At 67.8% G+C, this 24,365-nt stretch carries 28 protein-coding genes; 17 read left to right on the top strand and 11 right to left on the bottom strand.

The window, feature by feature from the left end:
* Nucleotides 1-52 precede the first annotated feature (52 nt).
* A complete protein-coding gene (locus EV675_RS18160; protein ID WP_242621491.1) occupies nucleotides 53-1,021 on the top strand; it encodes a LysR family transcriptional regulator in 969 nt (322 codons plus the stop codon).
* Between the two features lie 3 nt (nucleotides 1,022-1,024).
* Here the strand turns inward: EV675_RS18160 and EV675_RS18155 are convergent, their stop codons facing one another.
* From EV675_RS18155 to EV675_RS18125, 7 genes are read right to left on the bottom strand one after another with little or no spacing between them, the layout of a single operon-like run.
* A complete protein-coding gene (locus EV675_RS18155; RefSeq protein WP_130358608.1) occupies nucleotides 1,025-2,167 on the bottom strand; it encodes an ABC transporter substrate-binding protein in 1,143 nt (380 codons plus the stop codon).
* Nucleotides 2,164-3,387: a YlbE family protein gene (locus tag EV675_RS18150; protein ID WP_130358607.1), complete on the bottom strand. Its 1,224-nt coding sequence runs from the start codon at nucleotides 3,385-3,387 to the stop codon at nucleotides 2,164-2,166. Before EV675_RS18150 ends, EV675_RS18155 begins: the two co-directional genes overlap by 4 nt.
* The gene (locus tag EV675_RS18145) at nucleotides 3,384-4,979 is read right to left on the bottom strand and encodes an ATP-binding cassette domain-containing protein (RefSeq protein WP_130358606.1); all 1,596 of its coding nucleotides are present in this window, start codon (nucleotides 4,977-4,979) and stop codon (nucleotides 3,384-3,386) included. The genes EV675_RS18150 and EV675_RS18145 overlap by 4 nt, the downstream gene beginning before the upstream one ends.
* Entirely contained in the window at nucleotides 4,976-5,941 is a 966-nt protein-coding gene (locus tag EV675_RS18140; protein WP_130358605.1) for a branched-chain amino acid ABC transporter permease, read from the bottom strand. Before EV675_RS18140 ends, EV675_RS18145 begins: the two co-directional genes overlap by 4 nt.
* Nucleotides 5,938-6,807 (bottom strand): branched-chain amino acid ABC transporter permease, encoded by an 870-nt coding sequence (locus tag EV675_RS18135; RefSeq protein WP_130358604.1) that lies wholly within the window; start codon nucleotides 6,805-6,807, stop codon nucleotides 5,938-5,940. The genes EV675_RS18140 and EV675_RS18135 overlap by 4 nt, the downstream gene beginning before the upstream one ends.
* On the bottom strand, nucleotides 6,807-7,445 hold the full coding sequence (locus EV675_RS18130; RefSeq protein WP_130358603.1) for a hypothetical protein: 639 nt from the start codon (nucleotides 7,443-7,445) through the stop codon (nucleotides 6,807-6,809). The genes EV675_RS18135 and EV675_RS18130 overlap by 1 nt, the downstream gene beginning before the upstream one ends.
* Before the next feature lie 35 nt (nucleotides 7,446-7,480).
* Entirely contained in the window at nucleotides 7,481-8,839 is a 1,359-nt protein-coding gene (locus tag EV675_RS18125; RefSeq protein ID WP_130358602.1) for an aromatic ring-hydroxylating dioxygenase subunit alpha, read from the bottom strand.
* A 359-nt stretch (nucleotides 8,840-9,198) separates the two neighbouring features.
* On the opposite strand from EV675_RS18125, the gene rpsF reads away from it, so the two are divergent.
* From rpsF to EV675_RS18070, 11 genes are all read left to right on the top strand, one after another.
* Nucleotides 9,199-9,570, top strand: coding sequence for a 30S ribosomal protein S6 (gene rpsF, locus EV675_RS18120; protein WP_124689501.1), 372 nt, complete (start codon nucleotides 9,199-9,201; stop codon nucleotides 9,568-9,570).
* Nucleotides 9,571-9,616: 46 nt separating this feature from the next.
* On the top strand, nucleotides 9,617-9,949 hold the full coding sequence (gene priB / locus EV675_RS18115; RefSeq protein ID WP_130358601.1) for a primosomal replication protein N: 333 nt from the start codon (nucleotides 9,617-9,619) through the stop codon (nucleotides 9,947-9,949).
* 28 nt (nucleotides 9,950-9,977) lie between these two features.
* Entirely contained in the window at nucleotides 9,978-10,250 is a 273-nt protein-coding gene (gene rpsR / locus EV675_RS18110; RefSeq protein ID WP_087780204.1) for a 30S ribosomal protein S18, read from the top strand.
* 18 nt (nucleotides 10,251-10,268) lie between these two features.
* Entirely contained in the window at nucleotides 10,269-10,724 is a 456-nt protein-coding gene (rplI, locus tag EV675_RS18105) for a 50S ribosomal protein L9 (RefSeq protein ID WP_130358600.1), read from the top strand.
* A 228-nt stretch (nucleotides 10,725-10,952) separates the two neighbouring features.
* A complete protein-coding gene (locus tag EV675_RS18100) occupies nucleotides 10,953-12,344 on the top strand; it encodes a replicative DNA helicase (RefSeq protein ID WP_130358599.1) in 1,392 nt (463 codons plus the stop codon).
* A 344-nt stretch (nucleotides 12,345-12,688) separates the two neighbouring features.
* Nucleotides 12,689-13,315, top strand: coding sequence for a DUF47 domain-containing protein (locus EV675_RS18095; protein ID WP_130358598.1), 627 nt, complete (start codon nucleotides 12,689-12,691; stop codon nucleotides 13,313-13,315).
* A gap of 13 nt (nucleotides 13,316-13,328) precedes the next feature.
* A complete protein-coding gene (locus tag EV675_RS18090) occupies nucleotides 13,329-14,336 on the top strand; it encodes an inorganic phosphate transporter (protein WP_130358597.1) in 1,008 nt (335 codons plus the stop codon).
* Between the two features lie 163 nt (nucleotides 14,337-14,499).
* Nucleotides 14,500-14,886, top strand: coding sequence for a DoxX family protein (locus tag EV675_RS18085; RefSeq protein ID WP_242621490.1), 387 nt, complete (start codon nucleotides 14,500-14,502; stop codon nucleotides 14,884-14,886).
* Nucleotides 14,887-14,920: 34 nt separating this feature from the next.
* Complete coding sequence (locus EV675_RS18080; protein WP_130358595.1) at nucleotides 14,921-15,235, top strand: Dabb family protein; 315 nt, start codon at nucleotides 14,921-14,923, stop codon at nucleotides 15,233-15,235.
* 6 nt (nucleotides 15,236-15,241) lie between these two features.
* Nucleotides 15,242-15,670: a PaaI family thioesterase gene (locus tag EV675_RS18075; RefSeq protein ID WP_130358594.1), complete on the top strand. Its 429-nt coding sequence runs from the start codon at nucleotides 15,242-15,244 to the stop codon at nucleotides 15,668-15,670.
* A complete protein-coding gene (locus tag EV675_RS18070; protein ID WP_130358593.1) occupies nucleotides 15,663-16,634 on the top strand; it encodes an alpha/beta hydrolase in 972 nt (323 codons plus the stop codon). Before EV675_RS18075 ends, EV675_RS18070 begins: the two co-directional genes overlap by 8 nt.
* On the opposite strand, the gene EV675_RS18065 is transcribed toward EV675_RS18070, so the two are convergent.
* From EV675_RS18065 to ygfZ, 3 genes are read right to left on the bottom strand one after another with little or no spacing between them, the layout of a single operon-like run.
* A complete protein-coding gene (locus EV675_RS18065; protein ID WP_130358592.1) occupies nucleotides 16,595-17,410 on the bottom strand; it encodes an NRDE family protein in 816 nt (271 codons plus the stop codon). The two genes, EV675_RS18070 and EV675_RS18065, sit on opposite strands and share 40 nt — an antisense overlap.
* Nucleotides 17,411-17,414: 4 nt before the next feature.
* On the bottom strand, nucleotides 17,415-17,723 hold the full coding sequence (locus EV675_RS18060; protein ID WP_130358591.1) for a DUF4936 family protein: 309 nt from the start codon (nucleotides 17,721-17,723) through the stop codon (nucleotides 17,415-17,417).
* A gap of 20 nt (nucleotides 17,724-17,743) precedes the next feature.
* The gene (gene ygfZ / locus EV675_RS18055; protein WP_130360196.1) at nucleotides 17,744-18,772 is read right to left on the bottom strand and encodes a CAF17-like 4Fe-4S cluster assembly/insertion protein YgfZ; all 1,029 of its coding nucleotides are present in this window, start codon (nucleotides 18,770-18,772) and stop codon (nucleotides 17,744-17,746) included.
* 43 nt (nucleotides 18,773-18,815) lie between these two features.
* Here ygfZ and mltG point away from each other — a divergent pair, with 43 nt between their 5' ends.
* The 5 genes from mltG to EV675_RS18030 all read left to right on the top strand — a co-directional run bounded on the left by mltG (nucleotide 18,816) and on the right by EV675_RS18030 (nucleotide 23,213).
* Nucleotides 18,816-19,880 (top strand): endolytic transglycosylase MltG, encoded by a 1,065-nt coding sequence (gene mltG, locus EV675_RS18050; RefSeq protein ID WP_130358590.1) that lies wholly within the window; start codon nucleotides 18,816-18,818, stop codon nucleotides 19,878-19,880.
* Nucleotides 19,877-20,533 carry a dTMP kinase gene (gene tmk, locus EV675_RS18045; protein ID WP_130358589.1) on the top strand — a complete coding sequence of 219 codons (657 nt, stop codon included), beginning with the start codon at nucleotides 19,877-19,879 and terminating at the stop codon, nucleotides 20,531-20,533. The genes mltG and tmk overlap by 4 nt, the downstream gene beginning before the upstream one ends.
* Nucleotides 20,530-21,618 carry a DNA polymerase III subunit delta' gene (gene holB, locus EV675_RS18040; RefSeq protein ID WP_130358588.1) on the top strand — a complete coding sequence of 363 codons (1,089 nt, stop codon included), beginning with the start codon at nucleotides 20,530-20,532 and terminating at the stop codon, nucleotides 21,616-21,618. Before tmk ends, holB begins: the two co-directional genes overlap by 4 nt.
* Before the next feature lie 51 nt (nucleotides 21,619-21,669).
* Entirely contained in the window at nucleotides 21,670-22,440 is a 771-nt protein-coding gene (locus EV675_RS18035) for a TatD family hydrolase (protein ID WP_130358587.1), read from the top strand.
* A gap of 95 nt (nucleotides 22,441-22,535) precedes the next feature.
* A complete protein-coding gene (locus EV675_RS18030; RefSeq protein WP_130358586.1) occupies nucleotides 22,536-23,213 on the top strand; it encodes an ankyrin repeat domain-containing protein in 678 nt (225 codons plus the stop codon).
* On the opposite strand, the gene EV675_RS18025 is transcribed toward EV675_RS18030, so the two are convergent.
* The gene (locus tag EV675_RS18025) at nucleotides 23,210-24,289 is read right to left on the bottom strand and encodes an ABC transporter ATP-binding protein (protein ID WP_242621488.1); all 1,080 of its coding nucleotides are present in this window, start codon (nucleotides 24,287-24,289) and stop codon (nucleotides 23,210-23,212) included. The genes EV675_RS18030 and EV675_RS18025 overlap by 4 nt on opposite strands.
* Nucleotides 24,290-24,365 lie beyond the last annotated feature (76 nt).

The raw sequence follows: 24,365 nt of genomic DNA, 5'->3' as shown, positions 1-24,365 counted from the left end.
GTCTGTCCGCCGGCGCGCGTGACCCTGTCCGCGGCCACCATCAGGATCAACCGTGCTCCAGAATGTCCACGGGTCGCCCGACCCCCAGCTCGAAGGCGCGCTGCGGGCGCCCGACTTCTCGCTCAGGCAGCTTTCCTATTTCCTGGCCGCCGCGCAGCATCAATCCGTGCAGCAGGCGGCGCAGGCCCTGCACGTCTCGGCGCCCGCGGTATCGGCCGCGATCGCGCACCTCGAAGCCACGCTGGGCACGCAGTTGTTCCGGCGGCGCCATGCCCGCGGCCTGATCCTGACCGAGTACGGCAGCGCCTTCGCGGTCCAGTGCCGGCGCATCCTGCAGGATGCCTGGGGCCTGGGCAGCGACAGCGTGCTCGAACGCGGCGACCTGCGCGGCCAGGTGCGGGTGGGCTGCCTGACGACCTTCGCGCCCTTCGTGGTGCCGCCGCTGTTGCGCCACGTGCGCGAACAACTGCCCGGCGCTCGCCTGACCTGGAACGAAGGCCATCACGAATACCTGCTTGAAGGGCTGCGCACCGGCTCGCTGGACCTGGCCGTGCTCTACGACTTCGAGATCCCGTCGGGCGTGCAGGTAGTCACGCTCCGCCCGGCGCCGCTGCAGGTCGTGCTGCCGTCCGAGCACAGGCTGGCCGACCGGGGCTCGCTGACGACGGCGGACCTCAATACCGAACCGCTGGTATTGCTGGACCTGCCGCGCACTCGCGAATACATGCTGACCGCGTTCAGTTCCAACGGTGTCATGCCCCGCATCGCCCAGGCCGTGTCGTCCATCGGCATGCTGCTGGGCATGGTGGCCGCCGGGCATGGCTTCTCGCTGCTCAACTTCTGTCCGCCCTACGTGCTGCCGGGCGTGGGCAGCATCGTGTCGCGCGCCTTCGAGTCGCATGTGCGTCAACCCAATATCGTGGTGGCGTATTCCTATCGCTATCACTATCCTCGCGTCGCGGCGGCCATCGTCGAGCAGATCTCCGTGCTGGTCGACGACCTGCTCATCCAGGCGCAATGACCGTCAGGGCGCCGAGGCCAGCTGGAACCCGCCGCTCCTGACTGTCAGCATGCGCACGCTGTCGGGCTGCGCGCCGAAGTGGTCCGTGGGGCCGTAGGCGTAGACGGCGGTGACGCCCACGTAGCGCGTGTCTTTCTCCAGCTCGTCGCGGATCGCCGAGGCATCGGCGCCTGCCGTCCGCATCGCGTGCAGCAGCAGATTGGCCGAGTCGAAGCCATTCGCGGCGAAGGTCGACGGCGGTTTGCCGTATTTCTGCTGGTAGGCGGCCAGGAAGTCCTGCAGCACCTTCTTCTGCGGATCGGCATCGGGCAGCGAGGCCGCCACGTACAGTTTGGAGGATGGCAGCAGGATGCCGTTGGCGGCGTCGCCGGCCAGCCGCAGGTAGTTGAAGTCATTGGCCGCGTGCGTGACGTACAACGGCGTGTCGATGCCCAGCGCGCGATGGTTGCGGGTGGCGATGGCCAGGCCCGGCCCGGTGGCCCACAGCACGATGGCCTGCGCCGTGGTGCCGCGCAGCTTGGCCAGTTGCGGCGTCATGTCGGTATCGGCGTTGCCGAAGGTCTCGTTGGCGACGACCTCGATGCCGTACTGGCCGGCCAGCGCCGCCAGCGTGTCGCGGCCGTTGGTGCCGAAGGCCACGTCCGAGTTCAGCATGGCCACGCGCTTGATGCCGCGGCCCTGCATGTCCTGCAACATGACCGTCTGCACGATCTGATCGGTCAGCGGCGCGATGAAGATGTAGCGGCGTTTCTCCGGCGGCAGCACGATGCCGCGGCTGGCGCCATTGGCGATCATCGGGACGCGGGCCCGTTCGAAGACATCGGCCACGGCGAAGTTCGATCCCGAGCTGCTGGGGCCGATAACGGCCGAGACTTTTTCCTGCGACAGCAGCCGGCGCGCGCCGGAGACAGTCTTGGTGTTGTCGCTTTCGCTGTTCAGGTTGACCAGCGACACCTTGCGGCCGCCGATGCCGCCGCGCGCGTTCATCTGGTCGACCGCCAGTTGCGCGCCCTCCAGCGTGGGCTGCCCCAGCGAGGCGACGGCGCCCGATGTCTCCAGCAAGGCGCCGATCTTGAGGTCCTGGGCGGAGGCGGGAAGGGTGGATAGGGCGGCAAGGGCGACGACTGCGTATTTCCAGAGCTTCATAGGGACTCCCCTTGGGGGTTGCTGGGTTGGATGTGCGACAGCGCCTGGAGGAACGGCTCCGGCGAGGCGTGCCAGATGCCTCCTCCGAGACGTCCGTGTATGCCCCGGACGTCGAGTATGCCCAGGGCGACCACGGGCGTCTTGCCCGTGTCGGCCACCCTGCGGGCGGACAGCCCCATGCGCGGGGCCGTGATATCCATGGCGGGATGGGCGCCCATCAGCAGCGAGGCGGCGAGCGCCTCGGAAGGCTCGGGCATGAACGCCGCCAGCGCGCGCTGCTGTTCGGGCGCATAGGACATGGCCATGCCTCCCAGGCCCAGTGCCTCGACCACGGCGCTGTCGCCGATGGCGGGCAGGGCGTCGGCGGCGCTGTGTCCGGAGGCCAGCGTTCCCCGCGGCGGCAGGGCCGGCTGGGTGATCCACGTGCCCGGCCGGCCGGCGACCTGGATGCCTACCCTCACGCCGTTGCCGCCCATGGCGGTGATCAGGCTGGCCCCGGGCACGCCTTCGGCCGCGGACAGGATGAGCTTGGCGGCGGCCATCCACAGGTTCAGAAAGAAGCCGGGCGACTCGTCCAGGTAGCGCCAGGCCGGCTCCGCTTCGCTCGGGGTGGGAGAGGCCATCCGCAGCCGCTCGGCCAGGATCGCCGTGCCGGCCGCGGTGCGGCCATGGCAGTCGTCTCCGCGCGACAGCGCGAGGTCGGCGATCGCCAGCAACTCCAGGCCCGACTCGCAGCCCGCGCGCACCATGCCGGCGAACTCGCCGTTGAGCCAGCGCAAGTGCTCGAGGACCTCGGGTCGGGGCATCCCCAGGCGCATGGGCCACGCGTTGCCGCCGTTCAGGGGCGCGAAGCAGCGGCGGCCGCTGGCCGGGTCGGCGACCGCCTGCACCATCTGACCGGGCGAGAGCATGCCGGCCAGGGGCACGACGCAGCGAAAATCCTGCGCCGGCCGCAGCGTGATCTGGCCGCTGCGCAGCGCGTACAGCGCGCCGGCCCGGTCCTGGGCCCAGCCTTCGAACAGGGCTGCGTTCACGGCGGAATTGAGCACCGGCTCGGGCACCTCGCGCATGTCGGCGAACGGTGGTCCAGCATGCAGCAGCGTGTGTTCCGGATAGTCGAAGGCGGAGGCCGCGGGCAGCAGCCCCGTCAGCACGGGACGCACGGCCATCATCGCCGCGAAGGCCGCGGCGTCGGCCTCGTAGGCAGACTTTGTGTTCATGCGCTCAGCCTCCGTTTCTCGCCGTTCCAGCCCAGGTAGGCGTCGCCGATGTCGTCGCGGCGCAGCAGGTTCGCGCTGCTGTCCTCGGCCGCGAGGCGGCCGTTGACCAGCACATAGCCACGGTCCGAGACTTGCAAGGCCGCGCGGGCATTCTGTTCGATCAGCAGGATGGACAGGCCGCGTTCGGTCAGGCGTGGCAGCGACTCCAGGATCTCGCGCGCGACTTGCGGTGCGAGCCCGAACGAGGGTTCGTCCAGCATGAGCAGGCGCGGGCCGCTCATCAGCGCGCGGCCGATGGCCAGCATCTGGCCTTCGCCGCCGGACAGCGTCCCCGCCGGTTGGTGCAGTCGCTCGGCCAGGCGCGGGAACAGGGTGGTGACTTCCTCCATGGTCCCGCGCATCGCCTCGGCCGTCTCGCGGCGCGGTGCCAGCAACTGCAGCACGCCCGCGCGGCGCATGCGCGGATAGAAGCCCATCATCAGGTTCTCCTCCACGCTCAGGCTGGGAAACAGCGACCGTCCCTCGGGCGCCAGCGCGATGCCCAGGCCCGCGCGCAGTTCGGGCGCGACGCGCGACAAGTCGCGCTGCTCGAACACCAGCCTGCCTGCGAGCGGCCGCACCTGGCCCACGATGGCCTTGAGCAGGGTGGACTTGCCGGCGCCGTTGGCGCCGATCAGCGACACGATCTCGCCTTCGCGCACGTGAAGGCTGACGTCGACCAGCGCCTCCAGCGCTCCGTAACGTACCGACAGGTTCTCCAGCACGAGCGCGGTGCGCGCCTGCCCGGATGGCGCGGCGCCGCGCATCCCCTCGGGGATCTCTGTGTTGCCCAGGTAGGCCGCCACGACTCGCGGGTCGGCCCGCACCTCGGCCGCTTCGCCCCGCGCCAGCACGCGGCCGTGGTGCAGCACGACGATGCGCTCGGCCAGCTTGCCGACGAAGGCCAGGTCATGCTCGACGAACACCACCGTGATGCCGCGCCCGCGTATGTTCAGGATGGCCTCGGCCAGCATGTCCTTTTCAGCGCCGTTGAGCCCTGCGCCCGGTTCGTCCAGATACAGCAGTTCGGCGCCCGAGGCCAGGGCCCTCGCCACCGCCAGCAGGCGCTGCTGCCCGGCGGTCAGTTGCGAGGCCGAGGCGTCGGCCATCGAGGCCAGTCCCACCGCCTCCAGGTGGCGTGCAGCCAGGCCGGGCAGGTCGGCCGCGTTGCCGGTTTTCCAGCCCAGCCCTATCAGCCCCGCAGCGAAGCCGCTACGGGCGCCGCGCACGCCGGCGGCCATGACGTTCTCGCGCACGGTCAGGCCCGCCAGGATCTCGGCCGCCTGGAAAGTGCGAGCCAGGCCGCGGGCATTGATTTCGTGGTCGGGCAGGCCGGTCACGTCCTCGCCCTTGAAGCGCACGCGCCCGCGATCCGGCCGCAATGTTCCGGAGATGACGTTCAGCAGGGTGGACTTGCCGGCGCCGTTGGGGCCGATCAGGGCCAGGATCTCGCCGCGCCGCACGTCGAATGACACGGCGTCCAGGGCCTGCAGGCCGCCGAAGCGGATGGCGACGTCCTCGACTTCCAGCAAGGGGGAAGGGGTCTGGGTCATGCCTTGGCCTCGATGATGGAGGAAACCTTGCGCTTGTCCTCGGCGCGGCGGCGCAGGAAGGCGCGCACCGCCTCGCCCGCCTTGCAGCGTGGATACAGCATGGTGGCGATCAGGAGCAGGCCGTAGATCACGACGTCCAGGCTGCCGAAGGATTTCAGGCCTTCGCTGACCAGCACGACGAAGAACACGCCGCCCAGCACGCGCCAGGTGCCGGTGAAGCCGCTCAGCGCGACGACCAGCAACAGCTTGATCGAATACGCCACGTTGAACGGATCCGGGCTGATGTAGCCCATCCAGAACGCGTAGAGCGCACCGGACAATCCGGCCAGCGCGCCGCTGGCGGCCATCACCGCACGCTTGACGCGGGCGGGGGCGATACCTATCGAACCGGCCACGCGCTCGTTCTCGCCGACCACGCGCAGCGCCAGGCCGAAGGGCGAGCGGATCAGATTGTCGGCCAGGACCAGTGCGGCGATGGCGGCGATCCAGCCCACGATGAAGAAGGCCTGGTCGGAAGCGAGCTCGAAGCCGGCGACATGCAGGGTCGAGCTGACGGAGATGCCGTCCGGACCGCCCGTGACGGGTTTCCATTCGGCCAGCACGGTGTGCACGATCATGCCCAGGGCCAGGGTCGCCATGGCCAGGTGGTGGCCGCGCAGCCGGAACACCATCCGGCCCACGGCCCAGGCCGCGGCGGCGGACAGCGCGGTGGCGGCCGCCACCGCCAGCCAGGGATCCAGGCCCAGGCGCTCGGAGGCGATGGCCGCGGCATAGGCGCCGATGCCGACGAAGGCGGCGTGACCCAGCGACACCTGCCCGCAGTGCCCGACCAGCAGCGACAGACCGACGGCGGGCAGGGCGCACAGCGCGCACACCACGAACAGGTTCAGCACGTAGTTGTTGCCGAACAGGAAGACCAGACCCAGGAGGCCGGTCAGCGCGAGCGGAGGCAGGCTTTTCATCGCTTCACCATGTCGAATTCGCCGAACAGGCCGCCGGGGCGGGCCACGAGGAACAGAAGCAGGAGCACGAAGGCGATGGCGTTCTTGAAACCGGAGCTGAGATAGCCGGCCGAGAAGGCCTCCAGCAGGCCGAGGAAGATGCCGCCCACGGCCGCGCCCACCGGATTGCCGAAACCGCCGATGATGCAGGCGACGAAGCCCTTGATGCCCAGCGCCGCGCCGCTGTCGTACTGCATGAGCGCGATGGGGGCGATGATGATGCCGGCGATCGCGCCCACGGTGCCCGACAGGAAAAAGCCCAGGGCCCGCATGGCGCCGGAGGGAATGCCCATCAGCGAGGCGGCCTGCGGATTCATCGCACAGGCGCGGAAGGTGCGCCCGAGGTAGGTGCGGGTCAGGAACAGATAGAGCAGGGCCATCAGCACCACGCTGGTGCCCAGCACCCAGAACACCTGGGGCGGTACCGCCACCCCGCCCAGGTGAACCGAGGCCGAGCCCGAGAACGCCGGCAGCGCGTGCGCGTCCGTGCCCCAGGCCACGACGGCCGAACCCTGCAATACCACGCTGACGCCTATCGTGAGGATGATGCCGCGCAGCGCGTCGCCGCCGACCGGCCGCAGCGCGTAGCGCTCGATGGCCATGCCCAGCAGGCCGACCAGCAGCACGCAGCATGCCGCGGCCGCCAGCAGCGGCACGCCGGCGGCCAGCAGCGTCGAGGTGCCGAGCGCCGCCAGCATCGCCGACTCGCCTTGGGCGAAGTTGACGATGTTGGTGACGTTGTAGACGGCTGTGAAACCGATGGCGATTAGGCCGTAGATACAGCCCACCACCAGTCCCGAGACGAGGTATTGCAGGAATTCGGTCATTACGGCGTCCCCCTTGCGGCCTCGTCCGCTGGCATTTCCATCCACGATTCCGAGAAGGCCAGGAACGCGGAGCTCTTCTTGCCGCCATCGAAGTTGCGGGTGGTGACGCGGCCCCGCAGGGGCCGTCCGTTCACGGTGATGCCGGCGCTGGCCGCGTCGATGAACAGGCTGTACATCTCATGCCGCTGCGTCGGCCCTTTTTCGGGCGGCATATCCACGGCATAGGGCTCGGTCAGCCCGTCCCAGGTCATGACCACTTCCAGTTCCGCCGAGCGCAGGATCTCCTGGTAGCGCGACCGGGTGTCGCCGGCGGAGCGGGCTTCCAGCAGCGGCAGGTAACTTACGGCCTGCGTGCCCGCCGACACCCGAAAAGAGGCGAACTTCGAGAAGAAACCGGCCATCAGATACCGGGCCAGCGGTTCGTTGTCGGTGATGCAGACGTTGCAGGCGCGGGGCAGGGTGGCGGCCTCGTCGGGCTGCTCGAGCAGCAGCACGCCGCGGCCCAGCCCGAAGGGCGAGTAGTTGATGCGGAAGTAGGTGGCCAGGCCGGTCCAGGGGCCGTCGTCGGTTTCCTTCAGATAGATGCCGGGGTTGTCTCCGGTCCATGCGACCTTGCCGGGATGGATGGGGGATTGCATGCTTTCGATCCTGTAGGAGTAGTGGAAAGACGGAATCACTCGGTGGTCGCCGCCTGGCGTGCGGCGAACTCCCGGATGCGGTGGCGGATCTGTTCCGCGCGGTCGGGCGCCTCGTGGTGTTCGCCCTTGACGATGATCTCGGTCACGGCCCTGCCGATATCGCGCACGCTGGCGCGATCGTCGCCGTCCTGGACTGGCGGCACGGTAACCACCGTGTCGTGGGCATAGGTCGGGATGGCGCCGTTGGCCCGCAGCGGCGAGGCCGCCAGCGGCTGGCCCTCGGTCGCCTTGCGCGCCTCGCGCCGCAGCAGTTGCCGCAGCATCGCGACGCCGCGGTCGCAGCGGGTCAGGTTCTCCAGCCCGTGGACGGCGATGGAACGCTGCGAGATCTGTGCGTCGTAGTCGCCCGGCATGCGCTGGCGGTCTTCGTAGGCGCGCTCGCCGTTCTGGCCGAAGAAATCCACGCTTTCGACCCCGCACAGGCTCTCGTCGGCGATGCCGCGCGGATCGGCGTCCGGGTGGAAATGCCGCCAGCCGATGATGCGGCAGGTGTGGTTGTCGATGGGCGTGGTCCAGCGCGTGATGGCCACGCGGGCGAATTCCTTGGGCTCCAGGCCGTCTTCCCAGATGTGGCCGACCTGCGCCAGGTTGGGCAGGATGATGTCGTTCGAACGCACCCAGACCTTGTCGTTCCAACGGCGCGAGGTCACATAGATCATGCCGGCGGGCGTGGGCACGAAGTCCATCTCGGGCAATTCGCCCCAGGCGTCCGAGAACTGCGTGAAGCTGATGCGCGTGTGCAGGAATACCGCGTGGGCGGGGTCCATCACGTTTTCGTGCACCTGCAGCCAGTTGCACGGATAGGTGATGCAATAGGGCACCAGCCGGTCGCCGTCGATGTCGTAGGTGTCGTATAGCGGGAACTCGGGCTGCCGGTCCGGCGGACCGAAGTAGCCGAAGATGATGCCGCGGTATTCCTTGAGCGGATAGGCGCCGTGGCAGATGTTGAAACGCAGCCGCGAATCGGGCGGATCCCCTGGAGTCTCCAGGATGCGGCCGTCCACGCCGAACAGCCAGCCGTGGTAGCAGCAGCGCAGTCCCTGGTCCTCGCACACGCCGAACTCCAGCGACGTGCCGCGGTGGCTGCAGTGTTTTTCCAGCAGGCCGGGCTCGCCGCCGCGGGTGCGGAACAGCACCAGGTCCTCGCCGAACATGCGCACGGCCATGGGCAGTTCGCCCAGTTCCTGAGACAAGGCCACGGGCTGCCAGAAGCGGCGCAGGTATTCGCCCATGGGCGAACCCTTTTCCACGTGCGTGAGTTCGGCGTTCTCGGCCGCGGCGTGGTCCCTTTCGTAGGCGGAATAGGGGTGGGTCAGGACGGCTTTCTTTTCCATATCGCTTGCAGGTGGTTGCGGGGATATGGAGGCCACTCTACGGAAGACGCCTGGTACGCGAAAATAATTAAAACGGCGTGACGGTTCAGTTTTTCCGAAGCAGCACCAGAAACGGTCCTGGATGGGCCGGCGCGGTGCGTCCATGCCCGGAAACGGGCCCGAAAACCACGCTGGATAGCGGTTTGGGGGCTTTTGAGTTGCTTTTTGCCCTAGCTCCAGCGATAATAGAAGGCTTGATTTTTGGCGGAAGCTATTTTTCCGCCAGATTGATCCCTTGTCCGACTCTAGACGCTTGAGCGGACTTGCGCCTACAGCGGGGCCCATCCGGACGCCCGCGGGACCATCCATAAGGAGCTTCGATGCGTCACTATGAAGTAGTTTTCATCGTTCACCCGGACCAGAGCGAGCAGGTTCCGGCCATGGTCGACCGTTACAAGTCGCTGATCACCAGCCAGGGCGGCACGATACACCGTCTGGAAGACTGGGGCCGCCGCCAGCTGGCGTACCCGATCCAGAAGCTCGTCAAGGCTCACTACGTGTGCATGAACATCGAGTGCGGCCAACCCACGCTGGACGAACTCGAACACGCTTTCCGCTACAACGATGCCGTGCTGCGCCATCTCGTCGTCAAGATGAAGAAGGCCGAGACCGCCCCGTCGCCGATGATGAAGATCGTCGAGCGCGAGGAGGCCCGCAAGGTGTCCACCGAAGCCACCCCCGCCGAGGCCTGAGCCCCGGCTGGACTGACATGAGGTCGACGCCCCGGACGATACGGCGTTGAACAAGGTTCATCTGACCGCCCAGGTGGTCGAGTGCAAGCCGCTCAGGTATACCCCGGCCGGAATTCCGGTGCTGGAACTGTCGCTTGCCCATGAATCCGAGTTGATCGAAGGCGGGAGGTCCCGCCGGGTCGAGATGCTCGTCAACGCGGTCGTCGTCGGCGATCTGGCCGGCAGGCTCGAGCGCGAAGCGCTGGGCCGGTCGATCCGGATCGAGGGGTTCCTGGCACCGACCCGGAAAGGTTCAAGCAGACTGAGGCTGCACATCCAGCAGGCCGCCATCGCCCGGGAGGGCGACGAAAGCGGGCCGGCAGGGCAGCCCCAGGTGTGAAACGGATTGAATACCCAAGAGGTACATCATGGCCGCATTCGGCAAACGCAAGGAAAAGAAGAAGTTTGGTCAACAGAATCCGCTGTTCAAGCGCCGCAAGTTCTGCCGCTTCACGGCAGCCGGCGTCGACCAGATCGACTACAAGGACATCGAAGTCCTCCGTGACTTCATCCAGGAAAACGGCAAGATCATTCCTGCCCGCCTGACCGGCACCAAGGCGCACTACCAGCGCCAGCTCGACACGGCTATCAAGCGCGCCCGCTTCCTGGCGCTCTTGGCCTACACCGACAACCACAATTGATTGCCGGGAGAGACCATCATGCAAATCATCTTGCTCGAAAAAGTCGTCAACCTCGGCAACCTGGGTGACGTCGTCCGCGTGAAGAACGGCTATGCCCGTAACTTCCTGATCCCCCAGAAAATGGCCAAGCGCGCCACCGACGCCGCGCTCAAAGAGTTCGAAGCGCGCCGCGCCGAACTCGAGAAGATCCAGGCCGACAAGCTGGCCGCCGCGCAATCCGTGGCTCAGCGCCTGGAAGGCTATTCGGTGTCCGTCACCCAGAAGGCGGGTGTGGACGGCCGTCTGTTCGGTTCGGTCACGAACTTCGACGTTGCCTCCGCACTGAAGCAGGCGGGCTTCGAGTCGGTCGAGAAGGGCATGGTCCGCCTGCCCAACGGCCCGCTCAAGACCATCGGCGAATTCCCGCTGGAAGTCGGCCTGCACACCGACGTCGTGGCCAACATCACGGTGGTCGTGGTCGGCGAAACCGCCTGAGGCCTTTCCGGCTGCTCGCCACCCGGCCGGCCGCCGGACGTCCACCGCCGGGCTTTCTTCGTTGAAAGGCCCGCACAGGAACCCTCCATTTCTTCGCAGAATGGGGGGTTCTTTTTTCAGTGTCGGCCCAGGCGCGCGCGAACGGATTCCTCTTCCGTCCAGCCGGGCTAAACTGTCGTGGGCCGGCATTCCCGCCGGCCATGCCCGAACACCAGGTTTACCGCTTCTATGAATTCGCCCGTCGATCCCCAACTCGAGTCCCTGCGCATCCCGCCCCACTCGGTGGAGGCGGAGCAATCGGTGCTGGGCGGACTGTTGCTGGACAACGCCGCGTGGGACCGGATCGCGGACCTCATCAAGGAAGACGATTTCTATCGCCACGACCATAGGCTGATCTGGCAGCAGATGGCCAAGCTGATCGGGCTGGCGCGTCCGGCCGACGTGGTGACGACCCACGAATCGCTCCAGACCGCGGGCAAGGCCGAGGAGGCCGGCGGACTGGCCTACCTGAACTCGCTGGCGCAGAACACGCCGTCGGCCGCCAACATCCGGCGCTATGCGGAAATCGTGCGCGACCGCGCGGTGCTGCGCCGGCTGGTCACCGTGTCCGACGAGATCTCGGCCGCCGCCTTCAGCCCCCAGGGCAAGGACACGCGGCAACTGCTGGACGAGGCGGAATCCAAGATCTTCAAGATCGCGGAAGAGGGCGCGCGCGGCAGCGCCGGCTTCCTGTCCTTGCAACCCTTGCTGACCCAGGTGGTCGAACGCATCGACGAGCTCTACCACCGCGACAGCACCTCGGACGTCACGGGCGTGCCCACGGGGTTCACCGACCTCGACAAGATGACGTCGGGGCTGCAGCCGGGCGACATGATCGTGGTGGCGGGGCGCCCATCCATGGGCAAGACCGCCTTCTCGGTCAACATCGGCGAGCACGTGGCGGTCGAGGAAGGCCTGCCGGTGGCGGTGTTCTCCATGGAAATGGGCGCCTCGCAGCTGGCCATGCGCGTGCTGGGCTCGGTCGGACGCCTGGACCAGCAGCGCCTGCGCACGGGCAAGCTGCTGGACGAGGACTGGCCCAAGCTGACGCACGCTATCCAGAAGATGCAGGATACCCAGCTCTACATCGACGAGACGCCCGCGCTCAGCCCCATGGAGCTGCGCTCGCGCGCCCGCCGCCTGGCCCGCCAGTGCGGCCAGCTGGGCCTGATCATCATCGACTACCTGCAACTGATGTCGGGCAACGGTGGCGGCGGCAGCGAGAACCGGGCGTCCGAGCTGTCGGAAATCAGCCGCTCGATGAAAGGCCTGGCCAAGGAGCTGAACTGCCCGCTGATCGCGCTTTCCCAGCTCAACCGGGGCCTGGAGCAGCGCCCCAACAAACGCCCTGTGATGAGCGACCTGCGCGAATCCGGCGCCATCGAACAGGACGCGGACGTGATCATCTTCCTGTACCGCGACGAGGTCTACAACCCCGACACCCCCGACAAGGGCACGGCCGAGATCATCATCGGCAAGCAGCGTAACGGCCCGATTGGTACAGTTCGCCTGACCTGGCAAGGCATGTACACGAAGTTCCAGAATTTCTCGGGCAACGCGTTCGTCGATTCTGACTATTAAAGCCCCCCGTACGCGCTGACGCGCGCCCCCCAGGGGGCGAAACCGGCGGACTGGCAAAGCCAGATCCGCGGTTTCCTGGGTCTGGGGGAAACATCTTGGTTTACTGCGCTGGTGCTACCGATGGCAGCCAGCGACAGCAACGGTACAACGACTCCAGATAACGGCGCTAGACCCGGGATGCGGTGGATCCGGCTTCGCCGGTCCACCCGCATCGCCCCCTTGAGGGGGCGCGCGCCAGCGCGTAGGGGGTGGGCTTCCTCGCGCGAAGCGCGTAGGGGGGTGCTACACTCTCGCGGTTTTTTAACACGTCATGTAACTGTCACGTGGCGTACTGCGAGGACGTGATGTTTGGACGCTTGATGCCCAAAGAGGGGCGCTTTTTCGATCTGTTCACGGCGCATGCCGATCTGTCGCGCCAGGGCAGCCGGGAGTTGGCTGCCCTGATGGCCGATCTGGGCCAGGCCGAGGAGCGGGTCAAGAATATCGAGACGCTGGAGAAAAAGGCCGACAAGGTCACCCACGACACGGTCGATCTGCTGCACAAGACCTTCATCACGCCGCTGGACCGGGACCAGATCCACAACCTCATCACGACCATGGACGACATCCTGGACCTGATGGAGGACGCGGCCCAGTGCATCAACCTCTACGACATCCGCGCGGTCACGCCGGACGCCCGGGCGCTGGCCGACATCGGCGTCCAGTGCTGCGACCGGCTGCACATGGTGGTAAGCCTGCTGCACAACCTGAACGACACGGCCAGCATCATGAAGATCTGCGAAGAGATCGACCGGCTGGAGTCGGATGCCGACCGGGTCATGCGCCGAGGCATGGGCCGCCTGTTCCGCGACGAGGCCGACACCCGCCAACTGATCAAGATGAAGGCGATCTACGAATTGCTGGAAGAAATCACCGACAAGTGCGAGGACGTCGCGAACCTGATCGAAGGCATCGTCCTGGAAAACGCCTAGTCGGAAGGATTTCATGGATACGCTTCAGATCAGTTTCGCCACGCTTGCCTTCCTGGTCGTTCTGGCACTCATTTTCGATTTCATGAATGGGTTCCATGACGCGGCCAACTCCATCGCCACCGTGGTTTCCACGGGGGTGCTCAAGCCTCATCACGCGGTCGCTTTCGCCGCGTTTTTTAATTTCGCCGCGCTTTTCGTCTTCCACCTGAAGGTGGCGGCCACCGTCGGCAAGGGCATCATCGACCCGAGCGTGGTGGACCACTACGTCGTCTTCGGCGCGCTGGTGGGCGCCATCGCGTGGAACGTCATCACCTGGTTCTTCGGCATCCCGTCCTCGTCGTCGCATGCGCTGATCGGCGGCATCGTCGGCGCCGGCCTGGCCAGCTCGGGTCCCAGCGTGCTGATGCTGCGGGAAATCCTCTACATCGTCGCCTTCATCGTGGTGTCGCCGGTCCTGGGCTTCGTGCTGGGCGGCCTGTTGATGCTGCTGGTGTCCTGGCTGTTCCGCCGGACGCGTCCGCTGCGGGTGGACGGCTGGTTCCGCCGCCTGCAACTGGTCTCGGCGGGGCTGTACAGCCTGGGCCACGGCGGCAACGACGCTCAGAAAACCATCGGCATCATCTGGCTGCTGCTGATCGCGGCCAATGTCCCGGGGGCCAAGGACCATGTCCCGATCTGGGTGGTAGTCAGCTGCTACGTGGCGATCGCGCTGGGCACGATGTTCGGCGGCTGGCGCATCGTCAAGACCATGGGGCAGCGCATCACCAAGCTCAAGCCGGTGGGCGGCTTCTGCGCCGAGACCGGCGGTGCGATGACGCTGTTCCTGGCGGCCATGCTGGGCATTCCCGTCTCGACCACCCACACCATCACCGGCGCCATCGTCGGCGTCGGCTCCAGCCGCAAGTTCAACGCCGTGCGCTGGGGCCTGGCGGGCAACATCGTCTGGGCGTGGATCCTGACCATCCCGGCTTCGGCCCTGGTGGCCGCGGGCGCATGGTGGGTGGGCAAAACCCTGTTCTGAGGCCGCGGCACCGCGTTACGGCATGTTTCCAGTATGATGGCGCGCCATGGCGGCCGGCAAAGGCCGCCTGGAGCCGCCGCGCGGGGAAGAGGGGAGCGCCCGGGCGTCGGCATGATCCCCCTTTCCCGGAATCGCCACCATGACACCTGCACCGATACAATCCTTGCTTGAATCGCGCGCGCTGCTGCTGTTCGGCCGTATCCTCCTGACGTTCATGTTCTGGACCAGCGGCCTGGTCAAGCTGTTCGATTTCCAGGGCGGCATGGCCGAGATGAGCCATTTCGGCCTGGAACCGGCCTGGTTGTTCAACGTGCTGACCATCATCGTCCAACTGGGCGGTTCGCTGTTGATCATCTTCAACCGGGCCGCATGGCTGGGCGCAGGCGCCCTGGCGGTGTTCACCGTGCTGACCATCCCGGTCGCCCATCCGTTCTGGAAGTTCGAGGGCGAGACCGCGTTCCACGAGATGATGGTCGTGCTCGAACACATCACCGTGATCGGCGGCCTGATCGTCGTCGCCATCCTGGGACAGCGCGTCGCCCGCAGGTAATTTCCATTCCAGCCACAAGAGGACCGACCCCGCCATGATCCGCCATATCGTCATGTGGACACTCAAGGACGACGCCGAAGGCGCCGACCGCCAGACCAACATGCAGAAGGTCCGGCGGCTGCTGGAAAGCTGCCGCGATTGCGTGCCCGGCATCCTGGAGTTCGAGGTGGGGCTGGCCACCGATGGCCACGAGGCGACGCACGACGTCGTCCTGAACTCGCTGTTCGCCAGCCGCGAGGCGCTGGACGCCTATCAGGCGCATCCGCGCCACGTGGCGATCAAGCCTTTCATGGGTGCGGTGCGGGCCGAGCGCGCCTGCCTGGATTACGATCTGCCGGCGGCAAGGTAGGGCGGGATGTCGATCGCGCATCCCACCACCGTCACGGACGTACCCATTCCCTTCCTGGGCTGGCTGGGCGCCCAGTTGCTCAAGGCCGAGGGCGGACAGTCCGAGGTCCGGCTGGACGTCCGGCCCGAGCACTGCAACAGCTGGCATGTCTGCCACGGCGGCGTGCTGATGACCATGCTGGACGCGGCCATGGCTACGGCCGCGCGTTCGCTGCATCCCGAACTGCGCGGCAGCGCGACGGTGGACATGACCACCAGCTTCGTGCGGCCGGGCGAAGCCGGCAGGCTCGTGGCCTACGGCAAGTGCTACCACCGTTCCAGCACCATGGCCTTCTGCGAGGCCGAGGTAAGGGACGAAGGCGGTGGGCTGGTGGCCCGCGCCAGCGGCACGTTCAAGTACATCAAGAAACGCGGCGACCAAGGCGTCGATGGCTGAGCTGCGGCACCCCCGGCCCCTGGATCCGCAGGTGGCCGACCTCGTGTCGCGGGTGCAGCGGGCCAACCGTCCGCCTTACTGGCACTACACGCCGCAGCAGGCGCGCGCCATCCACGAAAAAGCCAGCAAGGTGCTGGAGATCGCCGCGGCCGAGGTGGCCGAGTTGCGCGACCTGCAGATTCCGGTGGGCGGCGGGGCGGCCATAGATGCCCGGCTGTACACGGGGATGCAGGCCCCCGATCCGGCGCCACTGGTGATCTTCTCCCACGGCGGAGGTTTCACCGTGGGTAGCGTGCGGGACTACGATGCGGTCTGCCGCATGCTGGCCAACGGCGCGCGCTGCAAGGTGCTGTCGCTGGACTACCGGCTGGCGCCCGAGCACCGTTTTCCCACCGCCGCCGACGACGTCTACGCCGCCTGGCGGTGGGCGTTCGAGCGGCATGCCTTGCTGGGCATCGATCCGGCCCGGGTGGCTGGCATGGGTGACAGCGCCGGCGGCACGCTCACGGCCCAGGCCGCGCTGCGCGCGCGGGACGACGGGCTGCCGCTGGCGGCGCAGGTGCTGCTGTACCCCGGCACGAGCGCCTGGCAGGACACGGCCTCGCATCGCGCGTATGCCACCGGCTACCTGCTGGACGAACGCACGATACAGTGGTTCTTCAACCTGTACCTGCGGGATGACGCCGACCGGCTGGACTGGCGCTTCGCGGTGCTGGACGCGCCGGAGTTCGTCGGGCTGGCGCCCGCTTTCCTGCAGCTGGCGGAGTGCGATCCGCTGGTGGACGAGGGGCTGGCCTATGGGTACAAGCTGCAAGCGGCCCGGGTGCCGATTCGTATCCAGGTCTACCAGGGCGCCATCCACAGCTTCTACAACATGGGCGGGGCCTTGCGCGTGGCGCGGCAGGCGCACCGCGACTCGGTGGACTACCTGCGGGCGGTGTTCGAGACCTCGAACGAGGCCTGACGCAGCGAACCGGGTATCAGCAGCCGCGCCTGCTCGTCGTTGTCGAAACCGCGTTCGGCCGCCTCGACGTGGCCGTCGCGCGTGGCACGGATCACCGTCTGGGCCCGCGTGCCGTAGTCGGGCGTGATGATGAAAGCCGCCGACAGCGCGCGCTCGCGCTCCAGGCTGATGCCGGTGCTGGGCAGTTGCGCGTCTTCGGCGACCGTCGTGTCGCTCAGCATCTGGAGATAGGCCGGGGTGCGGGCCTCGGTGGCCTTGAGCGTGGCCAGCGCGGCGGTCGTGCGCACGACCTTGGGCCAGGGCGTATCAAGCACCGCGTTCGACAAGCCGTAAACGCCGGCGGCCAGCGCCTCGGGCGAGGTGGCGGAATGGCCGCGGCGGTGCGACAGATACCACAGCGAAGGCGTCCGCCCGAACAGCTCTCCCACCACCAGGTTGAATCCGTTGAAGGGCTCGGCGCGCCGGGCCAGGTCGCGCAGGTAGCTGGCCGGCGTGGAGGTGCCGGCCAGAAAGCCGGACACCAGTCCGCCGCGCGACGGCGCGGCCGGATCGTTCCGGCCTCCCTCGCGATAGTTGGTGATGGCGGCGAAGCGTCCCTGCCGCGTGATGCCCATCCAGGTCCCGCCCGCGGCCAGGTCGCGTCCGGCCCAGATGTCGGGATGATCCTTCCACCAGTCGGCGGGGGCCGTGGGCCGGGCGTAGAACTCGTCGCGGTTGGCCACCATCAGCAAGGTGGTCGAACCGCGCGGATCCCAGGCGAAGGCCATCAGGCACATGGCGTCAGCCTTCCCATCCCGCCGGGCCGGCGGGCAGGTCGACGAACACCTCGCTGCGCCGCGGCGCGAGCAGCAAGGGCGCCAGGCCGCCGGCCTGTACCGCCTCGGCCAGCGCGGCTTCCAGCGCGGGCATGTCGGCCACGTCTTCGTAGACCTCCATCCATGTCACCACGCCATTGTCGGCGGCGGGCCGTGCCAGCAGCGCCACGCGGGCGCTCCAGGCGCGGCCGGCATCCAGTACCCGGCGGGCGGGCGCCAGCGCCTCGGCGCGCCGGTCCTGCGGCAGCTTGTAGTAGACGTAGAGATTGTGCATGGCGGATCCCGGCGCTCGGCTCAGGCCGAGCGGGTGTCGTCGGACAGGGCGTAGGGCAGTGCCTGCGGCAGGATGATCGGACCGGCGGGCGAGCCGGCGTGCAGGGGAACATCGCCTTGCGCGGCGGCCAGCGAGCTTTCGTACAGGACCGCGGTCCGGCCGCCGTCCTGCGCCGCATTGACGATGCGGCCGCAAGGCTGCTCGTCGCCTTCCTGGAAAACATCGGAGCCGGCCAGGGCCTGCGGGTCCAACTGCTCGCCGGCGACATGGCCCGCGAACATGCGGCGCTTGAGTTTGCCCAGGTAATGGCTGCGCGCGACCACTTCCTGCCCGGGATAGCAGCCCTTGGTGAAGCTGACCCCGCCTATCAGTTCCAGGTTGACCATCTGCGGCACGAACAGGTCCTGCGTCGGCGCCGTGATCCAGGGCAGGCCCGCCGCGATGTCGGCGGCGCGCCAGGCCTGGGCCAGGCCGCCCTGCGCGGGCGACGCCAGCGCCGCCCCCAGGCGTTGCAGCGCTTCGTCCGTTCCTATCCACCACCAGCGCGGCGACGATTCAGGAGCGCAAGGCGCCGCGATCCAGGTCGCCTCGGGCAGGTCGGCGCGCGACCAGGTCGCGGCCGGCAGCAGCCCGCCCGCCGCCGTCTGCAGCGCGGCCGCATCGGCGCCGCGCCAGACGCCGGCCACGCGCAGCGGCGCGGCGGCAAGCTTGACCTTGGCGCGCAGCACGAACATGGACAGGCGTTTCTGCAGCGCCTGGGCGATGCTGGCGTCGACCAGGACCAGCACGCGCGGGACCGGATCGGCGGGGTCGGGCTGGGCGCGCCAGACGATGGCGCTGGCAAGCAGCCGGCCCTTGGCCGTGCAATAGCCGGCCAGCCGGGCGTCGGCGTCGCCGAGCTTCTTGACGTCTTGGGTCAACTGCCCCTGGAGGAATTCGATCGTGTCGGCACCTCGGGCTTCGAGCACGGTCAAATGGTCCAGCGGCGCGATGGGCGCGATGGCGGCATCCGGCTGCGCGCTCGCGGATAAAATCTCTTGGACGGACATCTTGAAACGGTCGATGAGGTCGATCGAAGTATTATAGGCGCCCATGCCCAAACGACATTTCTCCCTGAAACGCGCGCTGCTCGTGTCGCTCGCCACTCTGTTGCTGGCATCGCTGGCCATCGTCGGCGCCGGCGTCGCGTGGCTGCGCATGCCGCTTTCCCTGCCCGCCGACAAAGTCGACTTCGTCATCGATGAAGGCACGACGATGCGGGGCATCGCCCGGCAGGTGCGCGAGGCCGGCATCGCCGTGCCGCCCGAGGTCCTGATCGCCTATGCGCGCGTGACCGGCACCGAGCGCCGCATCAAGGCCGGCGGCTACGAGGTGGCCCGCGGCGACTCGCTGTGGACGCTGCTGAACCGGCTCGCGCGCGGCGACGTCACGCAGCGGGAAATCCGCTTCATCGAGGGCTGGAACTTCCGCCAGATCCGCGCGGCCCTGCGCCGCCATCCGGACGTGCGCCAGACGCTGGACGGCCTGGACGACGCCACCGTCACGGCCAAGATCGGCGCCTCGACCAGTCACCCCGAAGGCCTGTTCTTCCCCGATACCTACCTGTTCGCCGTGGGCTCCAGCGACATCGATATCCTGCGCCGCGCCTACCGCGCGCAGCAGCGCGAACTGGCCGACATCTGGGCGCAGCGCGATCCGGACCTGCCGCTGGGCTCGCCCTATGAAGTCCTGATCCTGGCTTCCATCGTCGAGAAGGAAACCGGCATGGAAGCCGACCGCCGGCGCATCGCGGGCGTGTTCGTGAACCGGCTCAAGGTCGGCATGCCGCTGCAGACCGACCCGACCGTCATCTACGGCCTGGGCGAGGTCTTCGACGGCAACCTGCGCCGCCGCGACCTGCGCGCCGACACGCCGTGGAACACCTATACGCGCCGCGGGCTGCCGCCCACGCCCATCTCGAACCCGGGCCGGGCCTCGCTGCTGGCCGCGGTCCAGCCCGAGAAGCACAAGTACCTGTATTTCGTCTCCCGCGGCGACGGCACCAGCGCCTTCTCCGAAACCCTGGACGGCCACAACCGCTACGTCGCGCGCTACCAGCTCAGAGGGCAGGGGCTGCAGCCGCCGCCGTCCTTCCAGACCGAGACGGTGCGGCCATGAGTGCCGGCGCGAACTCCGCCGCCGCCCGCCGCGGCCGCTTCATCACGCTCGAGGGCGTGGACGGCGCGGGCAAGAGCACGCACCTGGAATGGCTCGTGGCCCGGCTGCGCGAAGCCGGACTGGACGTGGTGCAGACCCGCGAGCCCGGCGGCACGCCGCTGGCCGAGAAACTGCGCGAACTGCTGCTGAACGAGCCCATGCGGCTCGACACCGAGACCCTGCTGATGTTCGCGGGGCGCTGCGAGCATGTGCGCACCGTGATCGAACCGGCGCTGGCGCGGGGCCAGTGGGTGGTCTGCGACCGCTTCACCGACGCCACCTATGCCTACCAGGGCGGCGGCCGGGGGCTCGCGGCCGGGCGGATCGCGGTGCTCGAACAATGGGTGCACGGCGACCTGCAACCCGACGTGACCTGGCTGTTCGACGTCCCGCTCGACGTGTCGCGCGAGCGGCTGGGCCGGGGCCGCACCCTGGACCGATTCGAGCGCGAGGACGATGCTTTCTTCGAACGCACGCGGGCAGCCTACCACGCCCGGGCGGAGGCGGATCCGGCGCGCTTTCGCATCATCGATTCGACCCGCCCGATCGAGGCGGTGCGGGCCGAACTGGCCGCCCAGTTGCGGGCCTGCATCGACCAGGCGGCCGGCGCATGAGCCTGCCCCGTTTCTATCCCTGGCATGAAGAAGCGGCCCGTGCCTGGCTGGGCCAGGAGCAGCGGCGGCGTTTCGCCCATGCCTGGCTCATCCACGGGCTGGCGGGCATAGGCAAGGTCGAGTTCGCGCGCGCCGCGGCCGCCAGCCTGCTGTGCGAGTCGCCGCAGGACGGCATGGCCTGCGGGCATTGCCCCGCCTGCACCTGGTACGCGTCCGGCAACCACCCCGATTTCCGCCGCGTCCGCCCCGAAGCGGTAGCGCTGGCCGAAGGCCAGGCCGAGGAGGGCGACGAGGAAGAAGCCACCGATGCCGACGGCAAGAAGGCCGGCAAGCGCGCGCCTTCGCGCGAGATCCGCATCGAGCAGATACGCGCCCTGGAATCCTGGGCCAACACCGGCACGCACCGTGGCGGGCTGCGGGTGGTGGTGCTGTATCCGGCCGAAACGCTCAACACCATTTCGGCCAACGGCCTCCTGAAGATCCTGGAGGAGCCGCCGCCCCAGACCGTGTTCCTGCTCGTGTCCGACGCGCCCGACCGGCTGTTGCCCACGCTGGTGTCGCGCTGCCGCCGGCTGCCCCTGGGGACGCCGGCGCCCGGGCCCGCGCTGGCCTGGCTGGAAGAGCAGGGCGTCCAGGACGCGGCCGCACAACTGGCCGCCGCCGGGGGCGCGCCGGTCGCGGCCTGGCGCCGCGCCGAGGCCGGCGTTCCGCCCCGGGCGCCATGGCTGGACGCTTTCGTGACCGCGCTCGCACAGGGCAAGCCACCGGACCTGGGGCAGATCGTCGATGCGCTGGACAAGATCCCGGCCGCCGAATGGATAGATGCGCTGCAACGCCTGGCCACCGACGTGGCATTGGCCCAGGCCGGCATCGGCGCGCGCTATTTCCCCGAACTGGCGCCCCACAGCGCGAAGATAGGGGAGCGCGCCGAACGCAGCCGCGTGGCCGAGCTGTCGCGCTGGCTGACCCGCCAGCGCAGGATCGCAGACCATCCGCTCAACGCCCGGCTGTTCGCCCAGGATGTGCTGGCCCAGGCCAGCGCGGCCTGCCTCGGGCGCCGTCCCGCGCGTGCTGCCCAGACCTAGGGTGCGCCCGCTGGTACTATGGATTCCGCAGCCTTACCGTCTTCCTTGCCCATGTTCGTCGATTCGCATTGCCATCTGGATTTCCCCGAACTGGCCGCGCAACTGCCCGAGATCCTCGAGCGCATGCGCGGCAACCATGTCGCCCAGGCGCTGTGCGTCAGCGTGAACCTGCCCGATTGGCCCAGACTGATGGAGCTGGTGCGGGGCCACGACAACCTGTGGGCCTCGGTGGGCGTGCACCCCGACTACGAGGACACGCCCGACCCCACGGTCGAGCAACTGGTCGAACTGGCCGCGACCCCCAAGGTCGTCGCGATAGGCGAAACCGGGCTGGACTACTACCGCCTGACCGGGGACCTGACGTGGCAGCGCGACCGTTTCCGCAACCACATCCGTGCCGCCCGGCAGACCGGCAAGCCCCTGATCATCCATACCCGCTCGGCGGCGGAAGATACGCTGCGCATCATGGAGGAAGAAGGGGCCGCCGAGGTGGGCGGCGTCATGCACTGCTTCACCGAATCCCAGGCGGTCGCCGACGCGGCCATCGCGATGAACTTTCGCATCTCCTTTTCGGGCATCGTCACCTTCAAGAACGCCCGGGAACTGCAGGAGGTGGCCCGCAGCATTCCGCTGGACCGTATCCTGATCGAAACCGATTCGCCGTACCTGGCGCCCGTGCCGCATCGGGGCAAGCTGAACGACCCGTCCAAGGTGGTCCACGTGGCCGAAAAGATCGCCGAACTGCGCGGCCTGACGGTCCAGGTGGTGGCAGATGCGTCGACCGATAATTTTTTCAATCTTTTCAAAGACATAAATCGCTAAATTAAAGTTAGAAGTAACTTTAATTCGGCACCGTGAAATCCAGATAAAACCCTTCTCAATCAATTGATTGGAATGGATATAAAAGGAATTACATTATGTTTGGCTCGTGGGCTCGCCGAGGGTGGGGTTTCCTGCTGCTGTGGTGCTGGCTGACCGCCTTTTCGGCGGCGCAGGCAGGCGCGGAGGACGATTTCTGGGTCGCCATCCGCAACGATCGCGCCTCCACGGTCAAATCGCTGCTGGGGCGAGGCATGGATCCCAACATGCCCAATGCCGCCAGCAATACGCCGCTGCTCGAAGCCGTCAAGGAAGAAGCCTGGGGTGTCTATGACGTCCTGCTGGCCGACAAGCGCATCGACGTCAATCGCCAGAACCGGCTGCGCGAGACCCCGCTGATGTACCTGGCCATCCGCGGCGAGACGGCGAGGATGGAAAAGTTGATCGAACGCGGCGCCGAGGTCAACCAGGAGGGCTGGACGGCGTTGCACTATGCCGCCTCCAAGGGCAACGACGACGCTGTCCGCTTGCTGATCGAGCACTATGCCTACATCGATGCCGAATCTCCCGGGAAGATGACGCCCCTGATGATGGCCATGCGCTACGGCCACACGTCGACCGTGAAGCTGCTGCTGGACGAGGGGGCGGACGGCTATGTCCGCAACGACGAGGGCAAGAACGCCGTGGACGTCGGCAGGGATGCGGGCAATACGATATTGGCCAACAATCTGGTCGAGCGCCTGAACCAGGACCGCCAACGGCGGCAGCAGCGCTAGGCCGGGAAGGCCGGCAGGGTGCCGGTCCGCAGGCGGATGCCGACCTCGTCGCCCACGCGGTGCCCGTCCTCGCGGGGCATCTGGGCCAGCACCTCGCTGCCCGAGGGCAGACGCAGGGTGTACAGGTAGCCCGGGCCACGAAAGACCTTGTGGACCAGCCGCGCCCGGATGGGGCTGTGGGCGTCGGCCAGCAGGTCGTCGGGCCGCAAGAGAACCCGGACCTCGGCGTTATTGGAAACGGGACCCGACGCGTGGATGTCGCCGAATTCGAGGCGGATGCTGCCGTTGTCTCCCCGCCGGCCCGGCACCAGCACGCCGGCGCCGATGAAGCCGGCCACGAATGCCGTGGCCGGGTGATGATAAAGATCGTAGGCGTTGCCCCACTGCACGATCCGGCCTTGTTCCATCACCCCGATCTCGTCGGCCATGGCGAAGGCCTCGGCCTGATCGTGGGTCACCAGGATCGCGGTCGCCTCGGCTTCCTTCAGGATGTCCCGTATTTCACCGGCCAGGCGTTCGCGCAGGTCGACATCCAGGCTGGAGAAGGGCTCGTCCAGCAACAGCAGTTCGGGGCGGGGCGCCAGCGCCCGGGCCAACGCGACGCGCTGCTGCTGGCCGCCCGACAGTTCATGGGGATACTTGCCGCCCAGGGAGGCCATGCCGACCAGGGACAGGAGTTCCCGCACGCGTCCGGTGCGGGCCGCGGCGGGTTCGCGGCGCAGGCCGAAGCCGACGTTGTCGTCCACGGAAAGATGGGGAAACAGCGCGTAGTCCTGGAACATGACGCCCACGCGGCGCTTTTCGGGCGCCAGGCTGCGGCGCGGCGTGGAGACGGCCTCGCCATGCAGCGCGATGCTGCCAGCCAACAGGGGCTCGAAGCCGCTGATCGCGCGCAGCACCGTGCTCTTGCCGCAGCCCGACGGCCCCAACAGGCAGCCGATGCGCCCTTCGTGCAGGGCCAGCGACAGGTCATCGACGACGACGTGCATGCCGGTCGGCATGCGATAGCCCAGGCGGACGTGATCGAGCTGCAGGTGAGGGTGGGGCATGGAGGAACACAGATTGCGCAAGCGCATGAATATAATTCGTATTCCTGCTTGCCGCCAACGCCAGGCGGATCTTCGCAACTGCGTCGTCCGTCGACTTGTCCTG

This window comes from Pigmentiphaga kullae (assembly GCF_004216695.1).
Classification (GTDB): Bacteria; Pseudomonadota; Gammaproteobacteria; order Burkholderiales; family Burkholderiaceae_B; genus Pigmentiphaga; species Pigmentiphaga kullae.
This window is presented reverse-complemented; position numbering and strand designations above follow the sequence as displayed.